Origin of the sequence: Pseudomonas sp. B1(2018) (genome assembly GCF_003097365.1) — a bacterium.
In the GTDB taxonomy this organism is placed as follows: Bacteria; Pseudomonadota; Gammaproteobacteria; order Pseudomonadales; family Pseudomonadaceae; genus Aquipseudomonas; species Aquipseudomonas laurylsulfatiphila.
The window spans coordinates 283,090-307,273 of the sequence record NZ_PYUK01000002.1; the positions used below are offsets into that span (position 1 = coordinate 283,090).

Below are 24,184 nucleotides of genomic sequence, written 5' to 3' on the forward strand. Positions count from 1 at the left end.
TGACGTTTGTTGTTCAGAGCTTTAGATGCGCGCAGTGTAAAAAAGATTTGCCAGTGCATTTCACTATATAAGCGCCTATATTTGGCGACAATTCTCGGCAAAAACCCTTTTCACGGAGGCGCATCCCCTATGCGTACCAACACTCAGACCAAACGTGAGCTGGACAAGATCGACCGCAACATCCTGCGGATCCTGCAAGCGGACGGGCGGATTTCCTTTACCGAGCTTGGGGAAAAGGTCGGGCTCTCGACCACGCCCTGTACTGAGCGGGTCCGGCGTCTGGAGCGCGAGGGGATCATCATGGGCTACAACGCCAGGCTGAATCCGCAACACCTGAAGGGGAGTCTGCTGGTGTTCGTCGAGATCAGCCTGGATTACAAGTCCGGCGATACGTTCGAAGAGTTCCGACGCGCGGTGCTGAAATTGCCCCATGTACTGGAGTGTCATCTGGTGTCAGGGGATTTCGACTACCTGGTGAAGGCGCGGATTTCCGAGATGGCCTCGTACCGCAAGTTGCTGGGCGACATCCTGCTCAAGCTGCCCCATGTGCGGGAATCCAAGAGCTATATCGTGATGGAAGAGGTGAAGGAGAGCCTGACCCTGCCGATTCCCGATTGAGATTGGCGGTGTCTGTTCAGCCGCTTTCGCGAGCAAGCCCGCTCCCACAGTTAATCCGTGTCGAACATAAACTTTGTGTTCACTGAAGATCCAATGTGGGAGCGGGCTTGCTCGCGAAGGCAGCGACTCGATCTATCTAGACCAACACCTGCCGTGTACTGGCCATGTACTCGAACACCTGCTTCTCCACCCGCGGATGAATCAACTCCACCGGCCCGCGCCCATTGGGGCACGGCAAGGTCTTGGTGGTACCGAACAACCGGCAGATCAGCGGCCGCTCGTCATACACCGTGCAGCCATTGGGCCCCAGATGCACACAGTTGAGTGCTTCCATGGCGGCATCCTGCTCGGCGCGCGTCTTGCGCGGCAGGCGCGACATTTCTTCCGGCGAGGTGGTCACCGGCCCGCAGCAGTCATGGCAGCCGGGCACGCACTCGAACGAGGGAATCTGTTGGCGCAATGTGCGGATTGTCTGACTGTTGCAGCTCATTGCAGCGGTGACCCAAAGCGGAATAGAGCGCGATTCTGACGCAAAAGCCGCGATCCAGACAGCACCCCCCGACCAATGTTGCCCGTCCGGGAAGGTCCGACTTATGCTCCGTCAAATTTTCTAAACGCAAGAATCAGGAACACGCACATGACCCCCCGTGCTCAACAGCCTGCTCTGAACCACACCGCGTCCTACTACGCCGCCACCAGCCTGCCGCAACCCGAACTTCCGGTGCTCAAAGGCGAATTGCTGGCCGATGTCTGCGTGGTGGGCGGCGGGTTTTCGGGGTTGAACACGGCGCTTGAGCTGGCCGAACGCGGCCTCAGCGTGGTGTTGCTTGAGGCCTACAGAATCGGTTGGGGCGCCAGTGGACGCAATGGCGGACAGCTGATTCGCGGCGTCGGCCACGGCCTCGATCAATTCACCAACGTCATCGGCGCCGAAGGCGTGCGGCAAATGAAACTCATGGGTCTGGAAGCCGTGGAAATCGTCCGGCAACGGGTCGAGCGCTTCCAGATCCCCTGCGACCTGACCTGGGGTTACTGCGACCTCGCCAACAAGCCACGCGACCTTGAAGGGTTCGCCGAGGATGCCGAAGAACTGCGCAGCCTCGGATATCGCTACGAGACTCGCTTGCTGCAAGCCAACGAGATGCACACCGTGGTCGGCTCCACGCGTTATGTCGGCGGCCTGATCGACATGGGCTCGGGGCACCTGCATCCACTGAACCTGGTCTTGGGTGAAGCGGCGGCGGCGCAACGACTGGGGGTCCGACTGTTCGAACAGTCGGCCGTGACCCGCATCGACTATGGCTCCGAGGTCAAGGTCCATACCGCCGAGGGCTCGGTGCGCGCCAAGACCCTGGTGCTGGGCTGCAACGCCTACCTCAACAACCTCAACCCGGAACTCAGCGGTAAGGTCCTGCCCGCCGGCAGCTACATCATCGCCACCGAACCACTGAGCGAGGAGCAGGCCCACGCCCTGCTGCCGCAGAACATGGCGGTCTGTGACCAACGGGTGGCGCTGGACTACTACCGGCTTTCGGCGGACCGGCGCCTACTGTTTGGCGGCGCCTGCCATTACTCCGGCCGCGACCCGAAAGACATCGCCGCGTACATGCGTCCGAAAATGCTCGAGGTTTTCCCGCAGTTGAGCGCAGTGAAGATCGAGTACCAATGGGGCGGCATGATCGGCATCGGCGCCAACCGCCTGCCGCAGATCGGGCGGCTCAAGGATCAGCCGAATGTGTATTACGCCCAGGCCTATTCCGGTCATGGCGTGAATGCCACGCACCTGGCCGGCAAGCTGCTGGCCGAAGCCATCAGCGGCCAGCACAGCGGCGGCTTCGATCTGTTCGCCCGGGTGCCGCACATCACCTTCCCCGGCGGCAAGCATTTGCGCTCGCCGTTGCTGGCGCTGGGGATGTTGTGGCATCGGCTTAAAGAATTGGTCTAATCGCACTGTGTAGGAGCTGCCGCAGGCTGCGATCCTTTGACTTTGCCTTTTTAAAGAACAAGATCAAAAGATCGCAGCCTGCGGCAGCTCCTACAGGGGATGGTTACTGTCTCCAGAAGGGTTTTAGCCCCTCCTCCCGCGCCTGCTCCCGTGTCAGTCCGATATCCTTGAGCTGGTCGGGGGTCAGCGACAGCAACGCCTTGCGCGTGTGCAGCCGGCGCCAGAACTGATCCCAACGACTCTGGCCGGACGACGCATTGTGCATGCCCGCCTCCCGCGCGCCGTTGTTCTGCCCTGTCGCCAGTTCCTGACTGTGTAATGTCAGCCGCACATCGCTCAAACCGTTCATCTTGGATGCTCCTGTTTACTTGGGTAGCCAGAGGTTCCATGATGCGTGGGCGCACAAAAGCATTACAGATTCAAAGCAACTGTATTAACTCCATACAGTTTTGCCGATTCCGCCACTGAATCCCGATTTTTCGTCTGATCTGTACTGGTTGACCGAACCACCCCTATCGAGGCTGCACCATGACCCTTTACGTCAACCTGGCCGAACTGCTCGGCACGCGTATCGAACAGGGCTTCTATCGCCCCGGTGACCGGCTGCCCTCGGTACGGGCGCTGAGCGTCGAGCACGGCGTCAGCCTGAGCACGGTGCAGCAGGCCTATCGGGTGCTGGAAGACAGCGGGCTGGCCACGCCGCGTCCCAAGTCCGGGTACTTCGTCCCGGCCAGCCGCGAACTGCCGGATCTGCCGGCAGTCGGCCGCCCGGCCCAACGGCCGGTGGACATCTCCCAATGGGATCAGGTGCTGGAGTTGATTCGCGCTGTACCGCGCAAAGACGTGGTGCAACTGGGTCGCGGCATGCCGGACATCACCAGTCCAACCATGAAGCCACTGTTGCGCGACCTGGCGCGGATCAGCCGGCGGCAGGACATGCCCGGTCTGTATTACGACAACATCCACGGCAACCTCGAACTGCGCGAACAGATCGCCCGCCTGATGCTCGATTCCGGCTGCCAGTTGGGCGCCAGCGACCTGGTAGTGACCACCGGTTGCCACGAAGCGCTGTCTACCAGCATTCGGGCGATCTGCGAACCGGGAGACATTGTGGCGGTGGACTCGCCGAGCTTTCACGGTGCGATGCAGACCCTCAAGGGCCTGGGCATGAAGGCACTGGAAATCCCCACCGATCCACTGACCGGCATCAGCCTCGAAGCGCTGGAACTGGCCCTGGAGCAGTGGCCGATCAAGGTCATACAGCTGACCCCCAACTGCAACAACCCGCTGGGCTACATCATGCCCGAGTCGCGAAAACGCGCGTTGTTGACGCTTGCGCAGCGGTTTGACGTGGCGATCATCGAGGACGATGTGTATGGCGAACTGGCTTACACCTATCCGCGCCCGCGCACGATCAAGTCCTTCGACGAGGACGGTCGCGTCCTGTTGTGCAGTTCGTTTTCCAAGACCCTGGCGCCGGGTCTGCGCATCGGCTGGGTCGCGCCCGGCCGCTATCTGGAGCGGGTGCTGCACATGAAATACATCAGCACCGGCTCTACCGCGCCACAACCGCAGATCGCCATCGCCGAATTTCTCAAGGGCGGCCACTTCGAACCGCATTTGCGGCGGATGCGCACGCAATACCAGCGCAATCGCGACATGATGATCGACTGGGTAACCCACTATTTCCCGACCGGCACCCGCGCCAGTCGCCCACAAGGCAGCTTCATGCTGTGGGTCGAACTGCCGGAAGGCTTCGACACCCTGAAACTGAATCGCGCCTTGCACGACCAGGGCGTACAGATTGCCGTGGGCAGTATTTTTTCCGCCTCCGGCAAATACCGCAATTGCCTGCGCATGAACTACGCTGCCAAGCCAACACCGCAGATCGAAGAGGCGGTGCGCAAGGTCGGTGCGACAGCGATCAAACTGCTGGCGGAAACCGATCAGCTCAGCGACTGACTTTTATTCTGGATTCAGCGTCCATATGCCTGACTATGCCGCCAAACGGAACGACCCTACGTGAGAGTCAGACAGCCCCTGCTTGCTCTTGTGCTCCTCGCCGCGTTCCTGGGCGGTTGCGCCAGCCTCGATGTACAGCGTGTACCGAGCCAGGCGCTGCCGGCTTCAGACTCCGCCTTCGGCCGCTCGGTCCAGGCGCAGGCCGCGCCTTACAAGGGCCAGTCGGGCTTTCGCCTGCTATCGGACAGCACCGAGGCCTTCACCGCCCGTGCCGAACTGATCCGCAACGCCCAAAGCAGCCTCGACTTGCAGTATTACATCGTGCACGACGGCATCAGCACGCGCATGTTGATCGAAGAATTGCTCAAGGCCGCCGACCGGGGCGTGCGGGTGCGGGTACTGCTTGATGACACGACCAGCGACGGCCTGGACCGCGTCATTGCCACCCTCGCCGCGCACCCGCAGATTCAGATCCGCGTGTTCAATCCGCTGAACCTTGGCCGCAGTACGGGGGTGACACGTACCGTTGGCCGACTGCTCAACCTGTCGCAACAGCATCGACGCATGCATAACAAGTTGTGGCTGGCGGACAACTGCATGGCTATCGTCGGCGGGCGAAACCTGGGGGATGAGTATTACGATGCCGAGCCCAACATGAATTTCACTGACATCGACCTGCTCGGTGTCGGCCCGGTTGCCGAGCAACTCGGGCACAGTTTCGACCAATACTGGAACAGCGCCCTGAGCAAGCCGATCGACGAATTCCTGTCGAGCAAACCCACCCCTCGAGACCTGGAAAACACCCGCACCCGACTGGAAGAGTCCCTGGCGGAAACGCGCAAACAGAATCATGCGCTCTACAAACACTTGATGACCTTCACCACCCATCCGCGCCTGGACATCTGGCGCCGCGAACTGATCTGGGCCTGGAACCAGGCATTGTGGGATGCGCCGAGCAAGGTACTGGCCAAGGGCGAGCCCGATCCGCAGTTGCTGCTGACCACGCAATTGGCACCTGAACTCGACGGCGTCCACAAAGAGCTGATCATGATTTCGGCTTACTTCGTGCCTGGCCAACCGGGGCTGGTGTACCTGACCGGGCGCGCCGATGCCGGCGTTTCGGTGAGGTTGCTGACCAATTCACTGGAAGCCACGGACGTTCCCGCGGTTCACGGCGGTTACGCGCCCTATCGCAGGGCATTGCTGGAACACGGCGTGAAGCTGTACGAATTGCGTCGTCAACCCGGCGAGGGAGGCGGCAGCGGTAGCGGGCCGCACCTGTTTTCCAGCAGCTCTTATCGCGGCTCTGATTCCAGCCTGCACAGCAAGGCGATGATCTTCGACCAGCAAAAATCCTTTATCGGCTCGTTCAATTTCGATCCGCGCTCAGTGCTGTGGAACACCGAGGTCGGCGTGCTGGTGGACAGCCCGGAATTGGCTGCACGGGTCCGCGAACTGGCGCTGCAGGGCATGGCGCCAGCCTTGAGCTATCAAGTGGAGCTGGAAAACGGTCAGATTGTCTGGAGCACGGAAGACGACGGAAAAATGCACACCCTGACCAAAGAGCCAGGGAGCTGGTGGCGTCGTTTCAATGCGTGGCTGAGCAACACGGTTGGGCTGGAGCGGATGTTGTAGCCCCTTCAAAAGATCGCACCCTGTAGGAGCTGCCGAAGGCTGCGATCTTTTGATCTTTTGAGCTATGCCGGTTGCACTACACCAAACGCCCCCTGCCGCGACACCACGATCAACACGCCCAAGGCCCCGACCGCCATCAGCAACGGCAACGCATGCCCGCTGATCCACTGGCTGCCGGCGCCCGCCAGCAGCGGCCCGACCAGGCAACCGATGCCCCACAGCTGGGCGATGTGCGCGTTGGCCCGCACCAGCGCATCGTCGCGATAACGCTCGCCGATCAGGATCAGTGACAAGGTGAACAAACCCCCGGCACTGGCGCCAAACAAGACCCACAGCGGCCAGATCAGCAGCGTATCGATCAGCATCGGAATCGCCAGGCTCGACACCAGCAAGACGACGGCGCAGCCGGTAAACAACGCCCGGCGCGACAAGCGATCGGCCAGCGCACCAATGGGCAATTGCAGCACCGCATCGCCGACCACCACCGTACTGACCATCGCCAGGGCAATCTCCGTGGTGAAGCCCTGGCGCAGGCAATAAACCGGCAACAGGGTCAGAATCATCGCCTCGAACGCGGCGAACAGCGACACCGCCCAGGCAATCGCCGGCAGGCCACGACAGAAAGCGAGCAAATCACTCAAGGTCACGCTGCTGGCTTCGCTGCTCGGTGCACCACTGCGGCCCAGCAACAGGAACGGAGCCGCCATCAGCAAACTGACGCCCACCCAAAAGCCATAATCGTGTTCGGTACCGATAAAGCCCAGCAACACCGGGCCTGCCAGCTGACTCAGCGCATAGCTGCTGCCATACAGCGCCACCAGCCGCCCGCGCCACTCCTCGACCACCAATTGATTGATCCAGCTTTCACCGATGATGAAGACGAGGGTCAGGATCACCCCGATCATCAACCGCAGCACCAACCAGACCGGATAACTCGGCAACAGCGCCAGCAATCCGATCGAAACCGCCCCGGCCCACAGGCACAGGCGCATCAGATTGGCCGTGCCGAATCGCGCCGCCAGATGGCTGGAGATTTTCGCGCCCACCAGGACGCCGATGGCCGGCATCGCAGCCATGACGCCAATGGCAAACGAGCCGTAGCCCCAGCTCTCCAGGCGAAACGACACCAGCGGCATGCTGACGCCCAGGGCCAGGCCGACACTCAGGACAGATGCCAATACGGCGAAATAAGTCGCCCAACGCATGTTCCACGCTCCTGTGGATTTATTGTTTTTACAGACAACACAAAACACTGTGGGAGCGAGCCTTTTTGGCGAGGGGGCTTGCCCCCGCTGGGTCGCGAAGCGGCCCCAAAACCTACTGCCTCGGTGTATCAAGTACACCGCGTGCAATGGTTTTGCGACTGCTCCGCAGCCGAACGGGGGCAAGCCCCCTCGCCACAAAAGCTCGCTCCCACAAGGGATCTGCGTCGTTTCGGGAGGCCGGTTCTACAACAGGCCTCCCTTAAAGACTTACAGCTTGATCCAGGTCGCCTTCAGCTCGGTGTACTTGTCGAACGCGTGCAGGGACTTGTCGCGACCGTTGCCGGACTGCTTGAAGCCACCGAACGGAGCGGTCATGTCGCCGCCATCGTACTGGTTGACCCACACGCTACCGGCACGCAGTGCGCGGGCGGTGAGGTGCGCCTTGGAAATGTCGGCAGTCCAGACCGCAGCAGCCAGGCCGTACGGCGTGTCGTTGGCGATCGCGATGGCCTCTTCGGCGCTGTCGAAAGCGATGACCGACAGTACCGGGCCGAAGATTTCTTCCTGAGCGATTTTCATCGCATTGCTCACGCCGTCGAAAATCGTCGGCTCAACGTAAGTGCCGCCAGTTTCCTGGAGGGTACGTTTGCCACCGGCCACCAGCTTGGCGCCGTCGGCATGGCCGGACTCGATGTAGGACAACACGGTGTTCATCTGCTGGGTATCGACCAGCGCGCCAACATTGGTCTCTGGATCCAGCGGGTTACCCGGCTTCCAGGTTTTCAGCGCCTCGATCACCAGCGGCAGGAATTTATCCTTGATCGAACGCTCCACCAGCAGACGCGAACCGGCGGTGCAGACTTCGCCCTGGTTGAAGGCGATGGCGCCAGCAGCGGCTTCGGCAGCTTCCTGCAGGTTCGGCGCATCGGCGAAGACGATGTTCGGGCTCTTGCCGCCGGCTTCGAGCCAGACGCGCTTCATGTTCGACTCGCCGGAGTAGATCAGCAGTTGCTTGGCGATTTTGGTAGAACCGGTGAACACCAGGGTGTCGACGTCGTTGTGCAGGGCCAGAGCCTTGCCGACGGTGTGGCCGTAACCTGGCAGCACGTTCAGCACGCCTTTCGGAATGCCGGCTTCGACGGCCAGGGCAGCGATGCGGATGGCAGTCAGTGGCGATTTTTCCGACGGCTTGAGGATCACCGAGTTACCGGTGGACAGCGCCGGACCCAGTTTCCAGCACGCCATCATCAGCGGGAAGTTCCACGGCACGATGGCCCCGACCACGCCGACCGGCTCACGGGTCACCAGACCCAACTGATCGTGCGGGGTGGCGGCGACTTCGTCGTAGATCTTGTCGATGGCTTCGCCGCTCCAGCTCAGGGCTTGCGCCGCGCCAGGGACGTCGATGTACAGGGAGTCGCTGATCGGCTTGCCCATGTCCAGGGTTTCAAGCAACGCCAGCTCTTCGGCGTGCTGCTTGAGCAGGCCGGCGAAACGGATCATGGTGGCTTTGCGCTTGGTCGGCGCCAGGCGCGACCAGGCACCGGAGTTGAAGGTGGCGCGAGCGTTTTCCACGGCGCGCTGGGCATCGGCGGCGTCACAGCTGGCAATCCTGCCCAGCAGACGGCCATCGACCGGGCTGATGCACTCGAAGGTCTCGGCGGAAACGGCATCGGTGTATTCGCCATTGATATAGGCGCGGCCTTCGATTTTCAGATCGCGGGCACGTTGTTCCCAGTCGGCACGGGTCAGGGTGGTCATGCGAGTGTCCTCCTCTTATTGATACGACACCCGCGTTCTTCGCGGGCGCTGTCAGGAATTCTGCCCGGCCAGCCTGCTTTTCGGCCGAAGGCATCCACCACCCTAAACCAGCCGCACATGAAGTTTCAATATATTTGACATAACGCCGGCAAACGGCCTTGCGATGTTCATTTTAATAAACATAGACTTTGGGCTCATCAACCAAACGCGCCGCAATCACGGGGAGATAACAACAATGAACATCCAGAACGTCGTCGACTTCAGCCAGGCCACCACCGCCGCCGAGCGCTACCGCCCGGATCCGGCCAAAGTGCTCAAGGGCGACCCGGAACAAGCGGTGTACAACCACTACAACAGCCCTTGCGGTCAGTTGAATGCTGGCGTGTGGGAAGGTGAAGTCGGACAGTGGACGGTGAATTTCACCGAGCACGAGTACTGCGAGATCCAACAGGGAGTTTCGGTGCTGCGTGACAGCGACGGCAATGCCAAGACCCTGCGCGCAGGCGATCGCTTTGTGATCCCGGCAGGTTTTCGCGGCACCTGGGAAGTGCTGGAGCCGTGCCGCAAGATCTACGTAGCGTTTGAACAGAAGGCTTGAGCCCACCTCGAAACAGTCGCTGACATTCTGCCGCTGGCCCCAGGCAGCGGCACCGGGTAAGACTTGCTGACAGGTGTCCCGTATTTCATTGTCGAGCCGGTAGCGCACAGGACGTGCAGCTTCCGACGACGTGGGCACTCAACCAACAGCCATGCAAGGAGGCAACATGCCAGTCTTACCCGATCAATGCGATCTCGCCATCGCCCAATACACCATCGGCCAGAAATGCACCCCGGAACTGCTTGAAGAAGTTCGCGCCCTGGCCAATGGCGCACCAGTGCGAGCCACCGGACCGAAGTACCCTTCGAGCTGGGACCTGCGCCCGCAACGCATCAACCTGCACACCAATGCCGACAGGATAATCGTCAGCATCAACTGTGGCTGATCCGTTTCGGCGCTGACGAAACAACCTGATTCACGCGCAACAAAAAAGGCCCGTATCTCGCGATACGGGCCTTTTTCGTAAGAGAGAAAAATCAATTACTTGATTTTGCCTTCTTTGTAGATCACGTGCTTGCGAACAACCGGATCATATTTCTTGATCTCGATTTTGTCCGGGGTAGTACGCTTGTTCTTGTCGGTAGTGTAGAAGTGACCAGTACCGGCGCTCGAAATCAAACGAATCAATTCACGCATGATTAGCTCCCTTAAACCTTGCCATCGCGGCGAAGTTCGGCCAGCACGACAGTGATGCCACGCTTGTCGATGATACGCATGCCTTTGGCAGATACGCGCAGACGCACAAAACGTTTCTCTTCTTCAACCCAGAAGCGGTGATGCTGCAGGTTCGGCAGGAAACGACGACGGGTTTTGTTGTTTGCGTGGGAAATGTTATTCCCGGTTACCGGACCCTTACCGGTAACTTGACATACTCTAGACATGCCTCAGCCCTCTAAAACCACATGCCCAACCCGGCATGGGTTGGCCGCTTAATCTCTCAGTCATTTGGCGCCAGGCGCCGCGTTTCTTTAGAGGTCTTACCGGCTACACCTACAGTGAAGGAACCGGGCCCCTAGAAAAGAGCGCTGCTTTATACCAGAAAGACTGGAGAGCAACAACATTCAGTGTGCGTTGAATTCACAAAATCCCCGTTTTCCGAGCTCCGAGCGCTTTGGACAAAGGCTATCGCCGATGGCGACCGCTCGTCGCAGAGAATCGGGCATTGGGCCAATCAAGGGGGTTTCTCAACCGCTGCACAGCAAAACAGTCGCCTATAGTCCTCTCAAAATGAAAAAGGGGATAGTCATTTGCAAAAGAGCCCACTAGGGTAAGGCTTTTCCAGACTGCACTTGCAGATGGGCCTTCGATCTGTAAAGGAAGCCGACCATGCGCCTCGCTGCCCTACCGCTATTGCTCGCCCCGCTTCTGCTGAGTCCACAAGCCTTTGCCGCCGCCCTGAGCGTCTGCACCGAGGCCAGCCCTGAAGGGTTCGACGTGGTGCAATACAACTCGCTGACCACCACCAACGCCTCGGCCGACGTGCTGATGAACCGTCTGGTGGACTTCGACACGGCCAGTGGCAAAGTGGTCGCCAGCCTGGCGGACAGCTGGGAAGTTACGCCCGACGGCCTGACGTACGTGTTCAAACTGCGTCCGGACGTAAAATTCCACAATACTGAATACTTCAGCCCGACGCGCGAACTGACCGCTGAAGACGTAATTTTCAGCTTTGAGCGCATGCTCGACCCGGCCAATCCGTGGCACAAAGTCGCCCAGAGCGGCTTCCCGCACGCGCAATCGATGCAATTGCCGACGCTGATCAAGAAGATCGACGCGCTGGACCCGCTGACCGTGCGTTTCACCCTCGACCACCCGGACTCGACATTCCTCGCCACCCTGAGCATGGGCTTCGCCTCGATCTATTCCGCCGAGTACGCCGACAAACTGATGAAGGCCGGCGCCGCGGAGAAGCTCAACAGCCAGCCCATCGGCACCGGGCCGTTCGTGTTCACGCGCTTTCAGAAAGACGCTTCGATTCGCTACAAGGCCAACCCGGACTACTTCCGCGGCAAGCCTTCGGTGGACCCGCTGATCTTCGCGATCACCCCGGATGCCAACGTCCGCCTGCAGAAACTGCGTCGCAATGAATGCCAGATCGCCCTGTCGCCCAAGCCCCTGGACGTACAGGAAGCGCTGAAAGAGCCGACCCTGAAAGTCGAAAAGACTGACGCGTTCATGACCGCATTCGTCGGCATCAACAGCCAGCATCCACCACTGGACAAGCCAGAAGTGCGTCAGGCCATCAACCTTGCCTTCGACAAGGCCAATTACATCAAAGCCGTGTTCGAAGACACCGCCGAAGCGGCCAATGGTCCGTATCCGCCGAACACCTGGAGCTATGCGAAAAACCTTCCGGGGTATCCGCATGACGTCGAGAAGGCCAAGGCGCTGATGGCCAAGGCCGGGCTCAAGGAAGGCTTCCAGACCACCATCTGGACCCGTCCTTCCGGCAGCCTCCTCAACCCCAACCCGAGCCTCGGCGCTCAACTGCTGCAATCCGATCTGGCGGAAATCGGTATTCAGGCCGAAATCCGCGTGATCGAATGGGGCGAGTTGATCCGCCGCGCCAAGGCCGGTGAACACGACTTGCTGTTCATGGGCTGGGCCGGTGACAACGGCGACCCGGACAACTTCCTCACGCCGCAGTTTTCCTGCGCCGCGGTCAAGTCCGGCACCAACTTCGCCCGCTATTGCAATGCGGACCTGGACAAGCTGATCAGCGCCGGCAAGACCACCGGCGAGCAAGGCGTGCGCACCAAGCTTTACGAACAGGCGCAGACGCAGATCCAGCAACAGGCGCTGTGGTTGCCCCTGGCCCACCCGACGGCCTTCGCGCTGACGCGCAAGGATGTCGAGGGGTATTCGGTCAGCCCGTTCGGGCGGCAGGATTACTCCAAGGTCAACCTCAAATAATCAGACACAACACAAAATCTGTGTGGGCTTGCCCGCGATAGCGGACTTTCAGTCAACATTTGTGCTGAATGTACCGCCGTCATCGCGGGCAAGCCCGCTCCCACAGGGTTTTGCATTCTCCTGCCGGATCTACATCCACCCATACTCAGCCATCGACAGCGGATCGCCATCGCCAATGATGAAATGGTCGAGCACCCGCACATCAATCAACTCCAGCGCCTCCTGCAGACGCTTGGTCAGCACCCGGTCGGACTGACTGGGGGTACTGTTGCCCGAAGGATGGTTATGACACAGGATCAATGCCGCAGCGTTGTTGGCCAAGGCGCGCCTGACCACCTCTCGCGGATGAACGCTGGTGTTGTCAATGGAGCCGCGAAACAGCGTCTCAAACGCCAGTACCTGATGCCTGGAATCAAGAAACAGGCAACCAAACACCTCGTGTGGCTCGTGGCGCAGCATTGATTTCAGGTAGTCGCGAACCGCCTGCGGGCTCTCAAGTGCCGGTTTCTGACGCGCCCGCTCGGCCAGGTGGCGCCTGCTCATTTCTTGCGCAGCCTGCAACTGTGCGAATTTCGCCGGCCCCAGCCCCAACTGCTTGCTGAACGCTTCCTGATCGGCCTCAAGCAGCAAACGCAGGCTGCCAAACTGATTCAACAGATGTCGTGCCAAATCCACGGCGCTTTTACCGACCACGCCTGTCCGTAAAAATATCGCCAGCAATTCGGCGTCCGAAAGGCTTCCCGAGCCCTGTTCAAGCAACCTCTCCCGCGGCCGTTCCGCCGCCGGCCAATCGCGAATACTCATAACACCTCCCTGTCTGTGGGCGCCGCTGTTCCGTAGCGGTCGCTGTGATATCGTAGCCCATCTTTTTTGCGGGCGAATTCACCCTGGGGAGGGGGTTTCGCCACGTATGTCACCAACGAATTGAAAGGCAGGCCTATGCAGCGGCTGTATCGGAAACGCATTGTTCTGGGCGTCGGCGGCGGTATCGCTGCCTACAAGAGCGCCGACCTGGTTCGCCGCCTGATCGACCAGGGCGCCGAAGTGCGCGTGGTCATGACCCGTGGCGGCGCAGAGTTCATCACCCCGTTGACCATGCAGGCCCTGTCCGGGCACCCGGTCCATCTGGACCTGCTGGACCCTGCGGCCGAAGCGGCCATGGGCCACATCGAACTGGCGAAATGGGCCGACCTGGTGCTGATCGCCCCCGCCACGGCGGATCTGATTGCCCGCCTGGCCCAAGGCATTGCCGATGACCTGCTGACCACGCTGGTGCTGGCCACCGACGCGGTAGTCGCCGTTGCCCCCGCCATGAACCAGGCCATGTGGCGCGATCCGGCGACCCAGGCCAACCTGCAAACCCTCGAGAGCCGCGACATCAAGGTCTTCGGCCCGGCCTCCGGCAGCCAGGCCTGCGGCGACGTCGGCCTGGGGCGCATGCTCGAAGCCCTTGAACTGGCCCAGTGCACGGCTGACTGCTTCCAGCGTCAGGCCCTGACCGGCAAGCACGTACTGATCACCGCCGGCCCGACCCAGGAAAACATCGACCCGGTGCGCTACATCACCAACCACAGCTCCGGGAAAATGGGCTTTGCCCTGGCCGAAGCCGCCGTGGAAGCCGGTGCCCGCGTAACCCTGATCACCGGCCCGGTGCACTTGCCGACCCCGGATCGCGTCACCCGCATCGACGTGGTCAGTGCCCGCGACATGCTCGCCGCCTGCGAAGCAGCCATCCCTTGCGACCTGTTCATCGCCTCGGCAGCTGTCGCGGACTACCGCCCGGAAGTCGTCGCCCCACAGAAACTCAAGAAAGATCCTACGAACGGCGACGGCTTGTTGCTACAGATGGTGCGTAACCCGGACATCCTGGCCACCATCGCCACCCGCCCCGACCGCCCTTTCAGTGTCGGCTTCGCCGCCGAGACCGAACACCTGCTCGATTACGCTGCGCGCAAGTTGAAAGACAAGAACCTCGATTTGATCGTCGCCAACGACGTCGCCAACCCGAGCATTGGCTTCAACAGCGAAGAAAACGCCTGCAGCGTCATCGATCGTGAGCTTCACGCCACACTTTTCGCCCAGACCAGCAAGAGCAAGATTGCTCGCCAGCTGATCACTTTTATCGCCGAACGTCTGAACCAGGTTTAATTTACATGCACGCTTTGCAAGCCAAGATCCTCGACCCCCGCATCGGTACCGAATTCCCGCTGCCGCAATACGCCACACCTGGCTCCGCCGGCCTCGACCTGCGCGCCATGCTGGAGCAGGACACCGTGATCAAGCCGGGTGAAACCGTGCTGATCCCTACCGGCCTGTCGGTCTACATCGGTGACCCGAACCTGGCGGCGCTGATTCTGCCGCGCTCGGGGATGGGCCATAAGCACGGCATCGTGCTGGGCAATCTGGTCGGCCTGATCGATTCCGACTACCAGGGCCCGCTGATGGTTTCCTGCTGGAACCGTGGCCAAACCGAATTCACCATGCCGGTCGGTGAGCGCCTGGCGCAACTGGTGCTGGTGCCGGTGGTGCAGGCTCACTTCGAGATGGTTGAAGAGTTTGTTGAAACCGAGCGCGGCACTGGCGGTTTCGGCCATACCGGTACCCGTTGATACAGATCCATCGTGGCGAGGGGGGCTTGCTCCCTCGCCACAAAATTCAAATTGTCATCTGCAACGTTTAGCACCGAAAATCAAGGCATTGCCCGGCCAAACCCCTGCCATCAGGGGCGTCATGGCCCTTTCACACCACGAACTCTCTGTGGAAAACGCCGTCATACCCTTCAGTTTGAACCTGTCGCCGAATGACTCGGCGGCCTGTCCAGCCACTTTCGAGATGGAGCATTTCCACAGATGAACACCCCGGCCAAAATTGCACCCAAGTTCCCTGACAGCATCTTCCGCGCCTACGATATCCGCGGCACCGTCCCGGAATTCCTGAACGCCGAGACCGCTTACTGGATTGGCCGCGCCGTCGGCTCCCAAAGCCTGGCCCAGGGCGAGCCAAATGTGTCCGTCGGTCGCGACGGTCGCTTGTCCGGTCCGGAGCTGGTCGCGCAATTGATCAAAGGCATCGCCGACAGCGGCTGCCGCGTCAGCGATGTCGGCCTGGTCCCGACGCCGGCGCTGTACTACGCCGCCAACGTGCTGGCCGGCAAATCCGGTGTGATGCTCACCGGCAGCCACAACCCGTCGAACTACAACGGCTTCAAGATCGTCATTGCCGGCGATACCCTGGCCAACGAACAGATCCAGGCCCTGCACGACCGCCTCAAGACCAATGACCTGAGCAGCGGCCAGGGCACCATCACCCGGGTCGAAATCCTCGAGCGCTACACCACCGAAATCGTCCAGGACATCAAGCTGGCCCGTCGCCTGAAAGTGGTTGTCGACTGCGGCAACGGCGCGGCCGGCGTGATTGCCCCGCAGCTGATCGAAGCGCTGAACTGCGAAGTCATCCCGCTGTTCTGCGAAGTCGACGGCAACTTCCCGAACCACCACCCGGACCCGGGCAAGCCTGAAAACCTCGTCGACCTGATCGCCAAGGTGAAGGAAACCAACGCCGACATCGGCCTGGCCTTCGACGGCGACGGCGACCGCGTCGGCGTGGTGACCAACACCGGCAGCATCGTCTATCCGGACCGCCTGCTGATGCTGTTCGCCCGCGACGTCGTGGCGCGCAACCCGGGCGCCGAGATCATCTTCGACGTCAAATGCACCCGGCGCCTGATCCCGCTGATCAAGGAGTACGGCGGTCGGTCGTTAATGTGGAAGACCGGTCACTCGTTGATCAAGAAGAAAATGAAACAATCCGGCGCCCTGCTGGCTGGCGAAATGAGCGGGCACATCTTCTTCAAGGAGCGCTGGTTCGGTTTCGACGACGGCATCTACAGCGCCGCGCGGTTGCTGGAGATCCTCAGCAAGGAAAAATCCTCGGCGGAAGAGCTGTTCGCAACCTTCCCGAACGATATTTCTACGCCGGAAATCAATATCCATGTGACCGAAGAGAGCAAATTCAGCATCATTGATGCACTGCACGACGCACAGTGGGGCGCAGGCGCCGACCTGACCACCATTGACGGCGTGCGAGTCGACTACGCCAAAGGCTGGGGCCTGGTACGCGCATCCAACACCACACCGGTGCTGGTGCTGCGTTTCGAGGCCGATGACGAGGCTGAATTGCAGCGCATCAAGGACGTTTTCAAAGTCCAGTTGAAGCGCGTTGCACCTGATCTCCAACTACCGTTCTGATTCACCCGGAGCCCTGAATGACCCTCGAACGCGAAGCCGCCGCCAACACCGCCAAGGTCCTGTCCGAAGCGTTGCCTTATATCCGCCGATACGTCGGCAAGACACTGGTGATCAAATACGGCGGCAACGCGATGGAAAGCGAGGAGCTGAAAACCGGCTTCGCCCGCGACATCGTGCTGATGAAGGCCGTGGGCATCAACCCGGTGGTGGTTCACGGCGGCGGCCCGCAAATCGGTGACCTGCTCAAGCGCCTGTCGATCGAGAGTCATTTCGTCGACGGCATGCGCGTCACCGACGCCGCGACCATGGACGTGGTGGAAATGGTCCTCGGCGGCCAGGTCAACAAGGACATCGTCAACCTGATCAACCGCCACGGCGGCAGCGCCATCGGCCTGACCGGTAAAGACGCCGAGCTGATTCGTGCGAAGAAGCTCACCGTCACCCGCCAGACCCCGGAGATGACCACCCCGGAAATCATCGACATCGGCCATGTGGGCGAAGTGGTCGGGATCAATACCGACTTGCTGAACCTGCTGGTCAAGGGCGATTTCATTCCGGTGATCGCGCCAATCGGCGTCGGCGCCAACGGTGAGTCGTACAACATCAACGCTGACCTGGTGGCCGGTAAAGTCGCCGAGGCGTTGAAGGCCGAGAAGCTGATGCTGCTGACCAACATCGCCGGCCTGATGGACAAGTCGGGCAAGGTCCTGACTGGCCTGACGACTCAACAGGTCGACGAACTGATCGCCGACGGCACTATCTACGGCGGCATGCTGCCGAAGATCCGCTGCGCACTGGAAGCGGTCCAGGGCGGCGTGGGCAGCTCGCTGATCATCGACGGTCGTGTGCCGAACGCGATCCTGCTGGAAATCTTCACCGATACCGGTGTGGGTACTTTGATCAGCAATCGCAAGCGTCCTTAAGCGATAACGCAAACAAAAAGACCCCGCTCGGCCTGGCTGAGCGGGGTCTTTTTTTGCCTGCAATCCCTGCGATCCACCCCCTGTAGGAGCTGCCGCAGGCTGCGATCTTTTGATTTTGCTTTTAAAAACAAGATCAAAAGATCGCAGCCTGCGGCAGCTCCTACAGGGGTTTGTCGTTATACGCCGAACTGGGCGCGGTAGGCTTCGACGGCTGGCAGGTGCTGCTTGAGCTGCGGATCATCCGCCAGGAATTCCAGCACCTGGTTCAGCGAAACGATGCTGATGACAGGGATGCCGAAGTCGCGCTCGACTTCCTGGATCGCCGACAACTCGCCATTGCCGCGCTCCTGACGGTTGAGGGCGATCAGCACGCCGGCGGCCTTGGCGCCGTCCTGGGAAGCGATGATCTGCATCACTTCACGGATGGCTGTACCGGCGGTGATCACGTCGTCGATGATCAGCACTTCGCCGGTCAAGGGTGCGCCAACCAGGCTGCCACCTTCGCCGTGGGCCTTGGCTTCCTTGCGGTTGAAGCACCATGGCAGGTCACGGTTGTGATGCTCGGCCAGGGCCACGGCCGTAGTCGCCGCCAACGGGATGCCTTTGTAGGCCGGGCCAAACAGCACGTCGAACGGAATGCCGCTCTCGGCAATGGCAGCGGCGTAGAAACGACCCAGCTGCGCCAGGGCCGAACCCGAGTTGAATAGCCCGGCATTGAAGAAGTAAGGACTGGTGCGCCCGGACTTCAGGGTGAACTCACCGAAGCGCAAAACGCCGCGATCGATGGCAAAACGGATGAAATCGCGCTGATACGCTTGCATGAAAAAACCCCAAATACCACGGATTTAGCTAATTAGCTTGACGCCGTGTATCATACACGCACGCGATTTTTGGGGCCATTTATGCGGATCATCAGTGTGAACGTCAATGGTATTCAGGCTGCAGTCGAGCGTGGTTTGCTCAGTTGGCTGCAGGCACAGAATGCCGACGTCATCTGCCTGCAGGACACCCGCGCCTCCGCCTTTGAACTGGACGATCCAGCCTTCCAACTGGATGGATACTTCCTTTATGCCTGCGATGCCGAAGTCCCCGCCCAAGGTGGCGTGGCTTTGTATTCGCGGCTGCAACCGAAGGCTGTCATCAGCGGTCTCGGTTTCGAGACGGCCGACCGCTACGGGCGCTACCTGCAAGCCGATTTCGACAAGGTCAGCATCGCGACCTTGCTGCTCCCTTCGGGGCAGAACGGCGATGAAGACTTGAACCAGAAGTTCAAGCTAATGGACGACTTCGCCCGTTATCTTGATAAACAGCGGCGCAAACGTCGCGAGTACATCTATTGTGGCTCGCTGTACGTGGCGCAACAGAAGCTGGATATCAAGAACTGGCGCGACAGCCAGCAATCTCCGGGTTTCCTGGCGCCTGAACGTGCCTGGATGGACGAGATTGTCGGCAACATGGGTTATGTCGACGCCCTGCGCGAAGTCAGCCGCGAAGGCGACCAGTACAGCTGGTGGCCAGATAACGAACAGGCGGAGATGCTCAACCTCGGTTGGCGCTTCGACTATCAACTGCTGACCCCGGGTCTGCGCCGCTTCGTACGCAGTGCACGCCTGCCACGCCAGCCGCGGTTCTCGCAACACGCGCCGCTGATCGTGGACTACGACTGGACGCTGACCATCTGAGGCGTCGTTTCGCAGACGCCCAGGACGGTCAAAAAAAATGCCCGTATCGCAAGATACGGGCATTTTTTATGGGGCAAGCCGGCTGAACTTCAGACAGCGACGAAAAATGGCAGCGCCAGGAACAACTTGATCACGATGACGTTAATGATATCGATGAAGAAAGCGCCCACCATTGGCACCACCAGAAACGCAATCTGTGAAGGTCCGTAGCGTTGTGTCACGGCCTGCATATTAGCAATGGCTGTTGGCGTGGCACCCAGCCCGAAACCGCAATGTCCTGCCGCCAGTACTGCCGCATCGTAGTTGCTCCCCATTATTCTGAACGTCACGAATATCGCAAACAGCGCCATGACGACTGTTTGCACAGCCAGAATGATAAAGATCGGCAAAGCCAGCGATGCCAGGTCCCATAGTTTGAGGGACATCAGGGCAATTGCCAGGAACAGCGACAAGCTTACATTCCCCAGTACCGAGACTTCGCGCTCAAACACCTGATACAAGCCAAGTGCCGAAAGCCCGTTGCGCAGAACAACACCAACGAACAACACACAAACGAAAGTCGGCAACTCGAATGCACTGCCGAGCAACAGCCCATTGAGAAGATTACCTGCCAGCAAGCTGACGGCGATCAGCGCGAGTGTCTCGATAAACGAGAAAGGCGTGATCGAGCGCTCCTTGTTCGGTTGCTCAAAGCCCTTTGGCGCGCGCGGCTTCGCTTGCTCAACGCAACCGGGTACCTGTACACGCTTGATCAGCAAGCGGGCGACCGGCCCACCAATCAGACCGCCCAGCACCAGGCCGAATGTCGCAGAGGCCATCGCAAGCTCGGAAGCCGAAGCCAGGCCGTATTTCTCGCTGAATGTCGCGCTCCAGGCAGCGCCTGTGCCATGACCGCCCGCCAGGGTCACCGAGCCTGTCAGCAGGCCCATCAGAGGATCAAGCCCCAGCAGGCTGGCAAGACCGATGCCCATGGCATTCTGGACCAGCAGAAGCCCGGTGACCGCAAGAATGAAAATCCCCACGACGCGCCCGCCCTTCTTCAGGCTGGCGAAGTCGGCGCTCAAGCCAATGGTGGCGAAAAACGCCAGCATCAAGGGAGTCTGCAACGAAGTGTCGAACCGGACTTGAACATCGAAGCTGCGCAAGGCCAGGAGAACCAAGGCAACCACCAGGCCACCCGCTACAGGTTCGGGGATATTGTAGGCGCGTAAAAAACCGACACGTGTGACAAGCCCGCGACCCAATAACAGCACCAGGGAGGCGGCGACTAATGTTCCATAAAAATCGAGCTGAATCATTTTGCACTTATTCTTGGATATATATTCAGGGGCGAACTTTTTACCTGGACACGCCTCTTGAACAGGTTGAATTTCTCAACACTGATTGATGGTGAATTCAAGGACCTTCAATGGTCTGAATATATCAAAATATTTCTTGAAATATTTCGTGGGGGCAACTTTATCAATCACCCTGACTTATTGCCAAGCATAAGGGCAATATCGACACTTTACAGTTGTGACTAAAAATGTATTAACTCGACAATACTTGCCATAACAATTGTTACAACTAGCAAATATAAATTACAACTTGAAACATTTATTTGATATGACAAACGAAAATGCCCCGAGCTATCGGGGCATTTTCTTATTACCTTGGCTGACGCTGCTTCTGTTTTGCTTCTGTGGGTGCCCGCAGGCTCGTTCCTGCAAATGAAGATTGATCGTTATTTGATCAGTCGCCAGGTAAACGGGTACCGGTAAGGAAAACCCTCGTTGGCCTTCACGCCAGCAATGATGGTCAGGACCAGCGCGCCGATAGCGATCAGCCCAAACAGAAAGAAGCCGACAATCACCACCATCAGCAGGAAGCAGATGGCCGAGGCAATGGCGACGGTGATCTGGAAGTTCAAAGCCTCCTTGCCCTGGGCATCGATGAACGGGTCCATCTCGCGCTTCATTTGCCAGAGAATCAGCGGGCCGATCAGCGTGCCGAACGGAATCCAGATTCCCAGCAAGGCGGACAGGTGACAGAACATCGCCCACTGGCGCACCTCCTGGCTCGGCGTGGGCAGCGGCAGTTGTTCGTCACTCATGGTGTCCTCCTTGTCTGGAGCGTCCGGTCAGTCGGCCAATGCAGCCTTTTGCAGTTCGAAGATCTCGTTCATGCCTTTCTTCGCCAGCTCCAGCATCGCGTTCAGCTCTTCAGGCTGGAACGGCGCGCCTTCGGCAGTACCCTGGACTTCGATGAAACCACCGGCACTGGTCATCACCACGTTCAGGTCGGTTTCGGCCGCCGAGTCTTCCAGGTAGTCGAGGTCGAGCACAGGCTCGCCCTTGTACATGCCCACGGAAACAGCAGCGATCATCTGCTTGACCGGGTCGCCGCCTTTCAGGCCGCCACGCTTCTTGATCACTTTCAAGGCATCGATCAGCGCGACCATGGAGCCGGTGATCGACGCCGTACGGGTGCCACCGTCTGCCTGGATCACGTCGCAGTCGACGTACAGGGTGACGTCGCCCAGTTTGGTCATGTCCAGCGCAGCGCGCAGGGAGCGGCCGATCAGACGCTGGATTTCCAGGGTACGGCCGCCTTGCTTGCCACGGCTGGCTTCACGCTGGTTACGCTCGCCGGTGGCACGTGGCAGCATGCCGTACTCGGCGGTCAGCCAGCCCTGGCCCTGGCCTTTCAGGAAACGCGGTACGCCCGGTTCAACGCTGACGGTGCAGATGACCTTGGTATCACCGAACTCGACCAGCACAGAACCCTCGGCGTGTTTGGTGTAGTTGCGGGTGATGCGGATCGAGCGGAGCTGATCGGCAGCGCGACCACTTGGACGTATCATAGGGAATACCTGTACTGGGGACGGAAAACTGCGGAGCATTATAGAGCCGACGGCCGCACCTGGGCACTTCTAAAAAAATCCGCCGACGACCGAAGGCTCTGCACTGCACGCCGGCGCAGGCCTGCCGCTCTTTGTCACACCCTGTGTTTGGGCGCATCCGCGCCACTGCGCTACAATCCTGCGCCTTTGCTGCCAGTCGGCTTTAATTCATTGATATCGGATTCCCGGAACCAAGGTTCTGCGCCGATCTGCCTTGCGAGGTACCGCCATGGTGCACAGCATGACCGCCTTCGCCCGCGTCGAAAAAGCCGGCGTCCAGGGCACCCTGAGCTGGGAACTGCGGTCGGTCAACAGCCGCTACCTGGAACCCCACCTGCGCCTGCCGGAGTCCTTTCGCGACCTCGAAGGCGCGGTACGTGAAGCCCTGCGCCAAGGCGTATCGCGGGGCAAGCTCGAATGCACCCTGCGCTTCACCGAAGAAAACACCGGCAAGGCGCTGCAGATCGATCAGGAGCGCGCCGCGCAACTCGTCGCCGCCGCCGAGACCATCGCCGGCCTGATCAAGAACCCGGCCGCGCTGAACCCGCTGGAAGTCCTGGCCTGGCCCGGCGTACTGGTGGGCGACGCCACCGACCCGCAAGCCTTGAACGCCGAAGCGCTGGCACTGTTCAACCAGGGCCTCAAGGAACTCAAGGCCGGCCGCGAGCGCGAAGGTGCAGAGCTGGCACGGTTGATCAACGAGCGCCTGACCTCCATCGAAGAAGACGTGGTGACCCTGCGCGAACTGGTCCCGCAGATGCTCGCCACCCAGCGCCAGAAAGTCCTCGACCGTTTCGCCGACATGAAGGCCGAGATGGACCCGCAGCGCCTGGAGCAGGAAATGGTCATGCTCGCGCAAAAAAGCGACGTCGCCGAAGAACTGGATCGCCTGAGCACTCACATCATCGAAGTTCGCCGGGTACTCAAATCCGGCGGCGCTGCCGGTCGGCGCCTGGACTTCCTGATGCAGGAACTCAACCGCGAAGCCAACACACTGGGCTCCAAAGCCTTCGACCCGCGCAGCACCCAGGCTGCGGTCAACCTCAAGGTGTTGATCGAGCAGATGCGCGAACAAGTGCAGAATATTGAGTAAGGCTACCCCGACATGACCCACAGCACTGGCACCCTTTACATCATTTCCGCCCCTTCGGGCGCGGGCAAGAGCAGCCTGGTCAAGGCTTTGACCGACGCCAATCCGGAGATCCGCGTGTCGGTCTCCCACACCACCCGTGCCATGCGCCCGGGCGAAGTGGACGGCGTGAACTACAACTTCGTCTCGCGCGAAGAGTTCGTGAAGATGATCGAACACGGGGACTTCCTCGAGCGCGCCGAAGTGTTCGGCAATCTCTATGGCACCTCGCAAAGCCACCTGCAGCAGACCCTGGACGAAGGCCACGACCTGATCCTGGAAATCGACTGGCAAGGTGCCGAGCAAGTGCGCAAGCTGATGCCGCAGGCTCGCTCGATCTTCATCCTGCCGCCGTCACTGCAGGCCTTGCACCAGCGCCTGACCAACCGCGGCCAGGACAGCGACGAGATCATTGACGGCCGGATGCGCGAAGCCGTCAGCGAAATGAGCCATTACGTCGACTACGATTACCTGATCATCAACGACGATTTCGCCCACGCTCTGCACGACCTGAAGGCGATTTTCCGCGCCAATCAGCTGATCCAGAAGCGTCAGCAGCAGCGTCACGGCAAATTGCTGGCTGAATTGCTCGGTTAATCAGCTCTTCCCAAAACCGCTGCAAGGGCTTTACATTGGCACTTGCAGCGCGTTGAAGGGCTTGGTCAAAAAATCAGCGCTTCCCTAA

The 24,184-nt window shown here is 60.0% G+C and carries 24 protein-coding genes and 1 pseudogene; 14 read left to right on the plus strand and 11 right to left on the minus strand.

Going from position 1 to position 24,184, the window contains the following annotated elements; genetic code table 11:
- The first annotated feature begins 129 nt into the window (after positions 1-129).
- Positions 130-618: an Lrp/AsnC ligand binding domain-containing protein gene (locus tag C9422_RS03795; protein ID WP_007975155.1), complete on the plus strand. Its 489-nt coding sequence runs from the start codon at positions 130-132 to the stop codon at positions 616-618.
- Positions 619-754: 136 nt separating this feature from the next.
- Here the strand turns inward: C9422_RS03795 and C9422_RS03800 are convergent, their stop codons facing one another.
- Positions 755-1,108, minus strand: coding sequence for a YkgJ family cysteine cluster protein (locus C9422_RS03800; RefSeq protein WP_102700091.1), 354 nt, complete (start codon positions 1,106-1,108; stop codon positions 755-757).
- Positions 1,109-1,255: 147 nt separating this feature from the next.
- Between C9422_RS03800 and C9422_RS03805 the strand changes: the two genes are divergently transcribed.
- Positions 1,256-2,563, plus strand: a complete 1,308-nt coding sequence (locus C9422_RS03805) for an FAD-binding oxidoreductase (RefSeq protein WP_116579744.1) — start codon at positions 1,256-1,258, stop codon at positions 2,561-2,563.
- A 103-nt stretch (positions 2,564-2,666) separates the two neighbouring features.
- Here C9422_RS03805 and C9422_RS03810 read toward each other — a convergent pair whose 3' ends face one another.
- The gene (locus C9422_RS03810) at positions 2,667-2,912 is read right to left on the minus strand and encodes a DUF1127 domain-containing protein (RefSeq protein ID WP_116579745.1); all 246 of its coding nucleotides are present in this window, start codon (positions 2,910-2,912) and stop codon (positions 2,667-2,669) included.
- 179 nt (positions 2,913-3,091) lie between these two features.
- Between C9422_RS03810 and C9422_RS03815 the strand changes: the two genes are divergently transcribed.
- Both C9422_RS03815 and C9422_RS03820 read left to right on the plus strand, forming a co-directional pair.
- Positions 3,092-4,525: a PLP-dependent aminotransferase family protein gene (locus C9422_RS03815; protein ID WP_116579746.1), complete on the plus strand. Its 1,434-nt coding sequence runs from the start codon at positions 3,092-3,094 to the stop codon at positions 4,523-4,525.
- A 60-nt stretch (positions 4,526-4,585) separates the two neighbouring features.
- Positions 4,586-6,160: a phospholipase D family protein gene (locus C9422_RS03820; protein WP_116579747.1), complete on the plus strand. Its 1,575-nt coding sequence runs from the start codon at positions 4,586-4,588 to the stop codon at positions 6,158-6,160.
- Positions 6,161-6,222: 62 nt separating this feature from the next.
- On the opposite strand, the gene C9422_RS03825 is transcribed toward C9422_RS03820, so the two are convergent.
- Both C9422_RS03825 and C9422_RS03830 read right to left on the minus strand, forming a co-directional pair.
- Entirely contained in the window at positions 6,223-7,365 is a 1,143-nt protein-coding gene (locus tag C9422_RS03825) for an MFS transporter (RefSeq protein WP_116579748.1), read from the minus strand.
- A 267-nt stretch (positions 7,366-7,632) separates the two neighbouring features.
- Positions 7,633-9,126: an aldehyde dehydrogenase gene (locus tag C9422_RS03830; RefSeq protein ID WP_116579749.1), complete on the minus strand. Its 1,494-nt coding sequence runs from the start codon at positions 9,124-9,126 to the stop codon at positions 7,633-7,635.
- Between the two features lie 235 nt (positions 9,127-9,361).
- Between C9422_RS03830 and C9422_RS03835 the strand changes: the two genes are divergently transcribed.
- Both C9422_RS03835 and C9422_RS03840 read left to right on the plus strand, forming a co-directional pair.
- Positions 9,362-9,724 carry a cupin domain-containing protein gene (locus tag C9422_RS03835; protein ID WP_116579750.1) on the plus strand — a complete coding sequence of 121 codons (363 nt, stop codon included), beginning with the start codon at positions 9,362-9,364 and terminating at the stop codon, positions 9,722-9,724.
- Between the two features lie 166 nt (positions 9,725-9,890).
- Complete coding sequence (locus C9422_RS03840; protein ID WP_116579751.1) at positions 9,891-10,109, plus strand: peptidase inhibitor; 219 nt, start codon at positions 9,891-9,893, stop codon at positions 10,107-10,109.
- Between the two features lie 95 nt (positions 10,110-10,204).
- On the opposite strand, the gene rpmG is transcribed toward C9422_RS03840, so the two are convergent.
- Entirely contained in the window at positions 10,205-10,360 is a 156-nt protein-coding gene (gene rpmG / locus C9422_RS03845) for a 50S ribosomal protein L33 (RefSeq protein ID WP_003177274.1), read from the minus strand.
- An 11-nt stretch (positions 10,361-10,371) separates the two neighbouring features.
- Positions 10,372-10,605, minus strand: a complete 234-nt coding sequence (gene rpmB, locus C9422_RS03850; protein WP_007975166.1) for a 50S ribosomal protein L28 — start codon at positions 10,603-10,605, stop codon at positions 10,372-10,374.
- A gap of 445 nt (positions 10,606-11,050) precedes the next feature.
- Here rpmB and C9422_RS03855 point away from each other — a divergent pair, with 445 nt between their 5' ends.
- Positions 11,051-12,637 carry an ABC transporter substrate-binding protein gene (locus C9422_RS03855; protein ID WP_116579752.1) on the plus strand — a complete coding sequence of 529 codons (1,587 nt, stop codon included), beginning with the start codon at positions 11,051-11,053 and terminating at the stop codon, positions 12,635-12,637.
- A 129-nt stretch (positions 12,638-12,766) separates the two neighbouring features.
- On the opposite strand, the gene radC is transcribed toward C9422_RS03855, so the two are convergent.
- On the minus strand, positions 12,767-13,441 hold the full coding sequence (radC, locus tag C9422_RS03865) for a DNA repair protein RadC (protein WP_116579753.1): 675 nt from the start codon (positions 13,439-13,441) through the stop codon (positions 12,767-12,769).
- Positions 13,442-13,576: 135 nt separating this feature from the next.
- Between radC and coaBC the strand changes: the two genes are divergently transcribed.
- The 4 genes and pseudogenes from coaBC to argB all read left to right on the plus strand — a co-directional run bounded on the left by coaBC (position 13,577) and on the right by argB (position 17,807).
- A complete protein-coding gene (gene coaBC / locus C9422_RS03870; RefSeq protein WP_116579754.1) occupies positions 13,577-14,785 on the plus strand; it encodes a bifunctional phosphopantothenoylcysteine decarboxylase/phosphopantothenate--cysteine ligase CoaBC in 1,209 nt (402 codons plus the stop codon).
- Positions 14,786-14,790: 5 nt separating this feature from the next.
- On the plus strand, positions 14,791-15,246 hold the full coding sequence (gene dut, locus C9422_RS03875; protein WP_007975171.1) for a dUTP diphosphatase: 456 nt from the start codon (positions 14,791-14,793) through the stop codon (positions 15,244-15,246).
- Between the two features lie 261 nt (positions 15,247-15,507).
- Positions 15,508-16,884: pseudogene (locus tag C9422_RS03880) on the plus strand (phosphomannomutase/phosphoglucomutase); the annotation flags it as partial.
- Between the two features lie 17 nt (positions 16,885-16,901).
- Entirely contained in the window at positions 16,902-17,807 is a 906-nt protein-coding gene (argB, locus tag C9422_RS03885; protein WP_015097366.1) for an acetylglutamate kinase, read from the plus strand.
- Positions 17,808-17,983: 176 nt separating this feature from the next.
- On the opposite strand, the gene pyrE is transcribed toward argB, so the two are convergent.
- Entirely contained in the window at positions 17,984-18,628 is a 645-nt protein-coding gene (gene pyrE, locus C9422_RS03890; protein ID WP_007954442.1) for an orotate phosphoribosyltransferase, read from the minus strand.
- An 81-nt stretch (positions 18,629-18,709) separates the two neighbouring features.
- On the opposite strand from pyrE, the gene C9422_RS03895 reads away from it, so the two are divergent.
- Positions 18,710-19,489, plus strand: a complete 780-nt coding sequence (locus tag C9422_RS03895) for an exodeoxyribonuclease III (protein WP_003176915.1) — start codon at positions 18,710-18,712, stop codon at positions 19,487-19,489.
- 89 nt (positions 19,490-19,578) lie between these two features.
- Here the strand turns inward: C9422_RS03895 and gltS are convergent, their stop codons facing one another.
- The 3 genes from gltS to rph all read right to left on the minus strand — a co-directional run bounded on the left by gltS (position 19,579) and on the right by rph (position 22,331).
- Positions 19,579-20,787, minus strand: a complete 1,209-nt coding sequence (gltS, locus tag C9422_RS03900; protein ID WP_116579756.1) for a sodium/glutamate symporter — start codon at positions 20,785-20,787, stop codon at positions 19,579-19,581.
- Between the two features lie 425 nt (positions 20,788-21,212).
- The gene (locus C9422_RS03905) at positions 21,213-21,581 is read right to left on the minus strand and encodes a DUF4870 domain-containing protein (protein WP_104450281.1); all 369 of its coding nucleotides are present in this window, start codon (positions 21,579-21,581) and stop codon (positions 21,213-21,215) included.
- Between the two features lie 27 nt (positions 21,582-21,608).
- Positions 21,609-22,331, minus strand: a complete 723-nt coding sequence (gene rph / locus C9422_RS03910; protein WP_007975179.1) for a ribonuclease PH — start codon at positions 22,329-22,331, stop codon at positions 21,609-21,611.
- A gap of 268 nt (positions 22,332-22,599) precedes the next feature.
- On the opposite strand from rph, the gene C9422_RS03915 reads away from it, so the two are divergent.
- Positions 22,600-23,463: a YicC/YloC family endoribonuclease gene (locus C9422_RS03915; protein WP_007975180.1), complete on the plus strand. Its 864-nt coding sequence runs from the start codon at positions 22,600-22,602 to the stop codon at positions 23,461-23,463.
- A 12-nt stretch (positions 23,464-23,475) separates the two neighbouring features.
- Complete coding sequence (gene gmk / locus C9422_RS03920; RefSeq protein WP_116579757.1) at positions 23,476-24,096, plus strand: guanylate kinase; 621 nt, start codon at positions 23,476-23,478, stop codon at positions 24,094-24,096.
- The last annotated feature ends 88 nt before the right edge of the window (positions 24,097-24,184 follow it).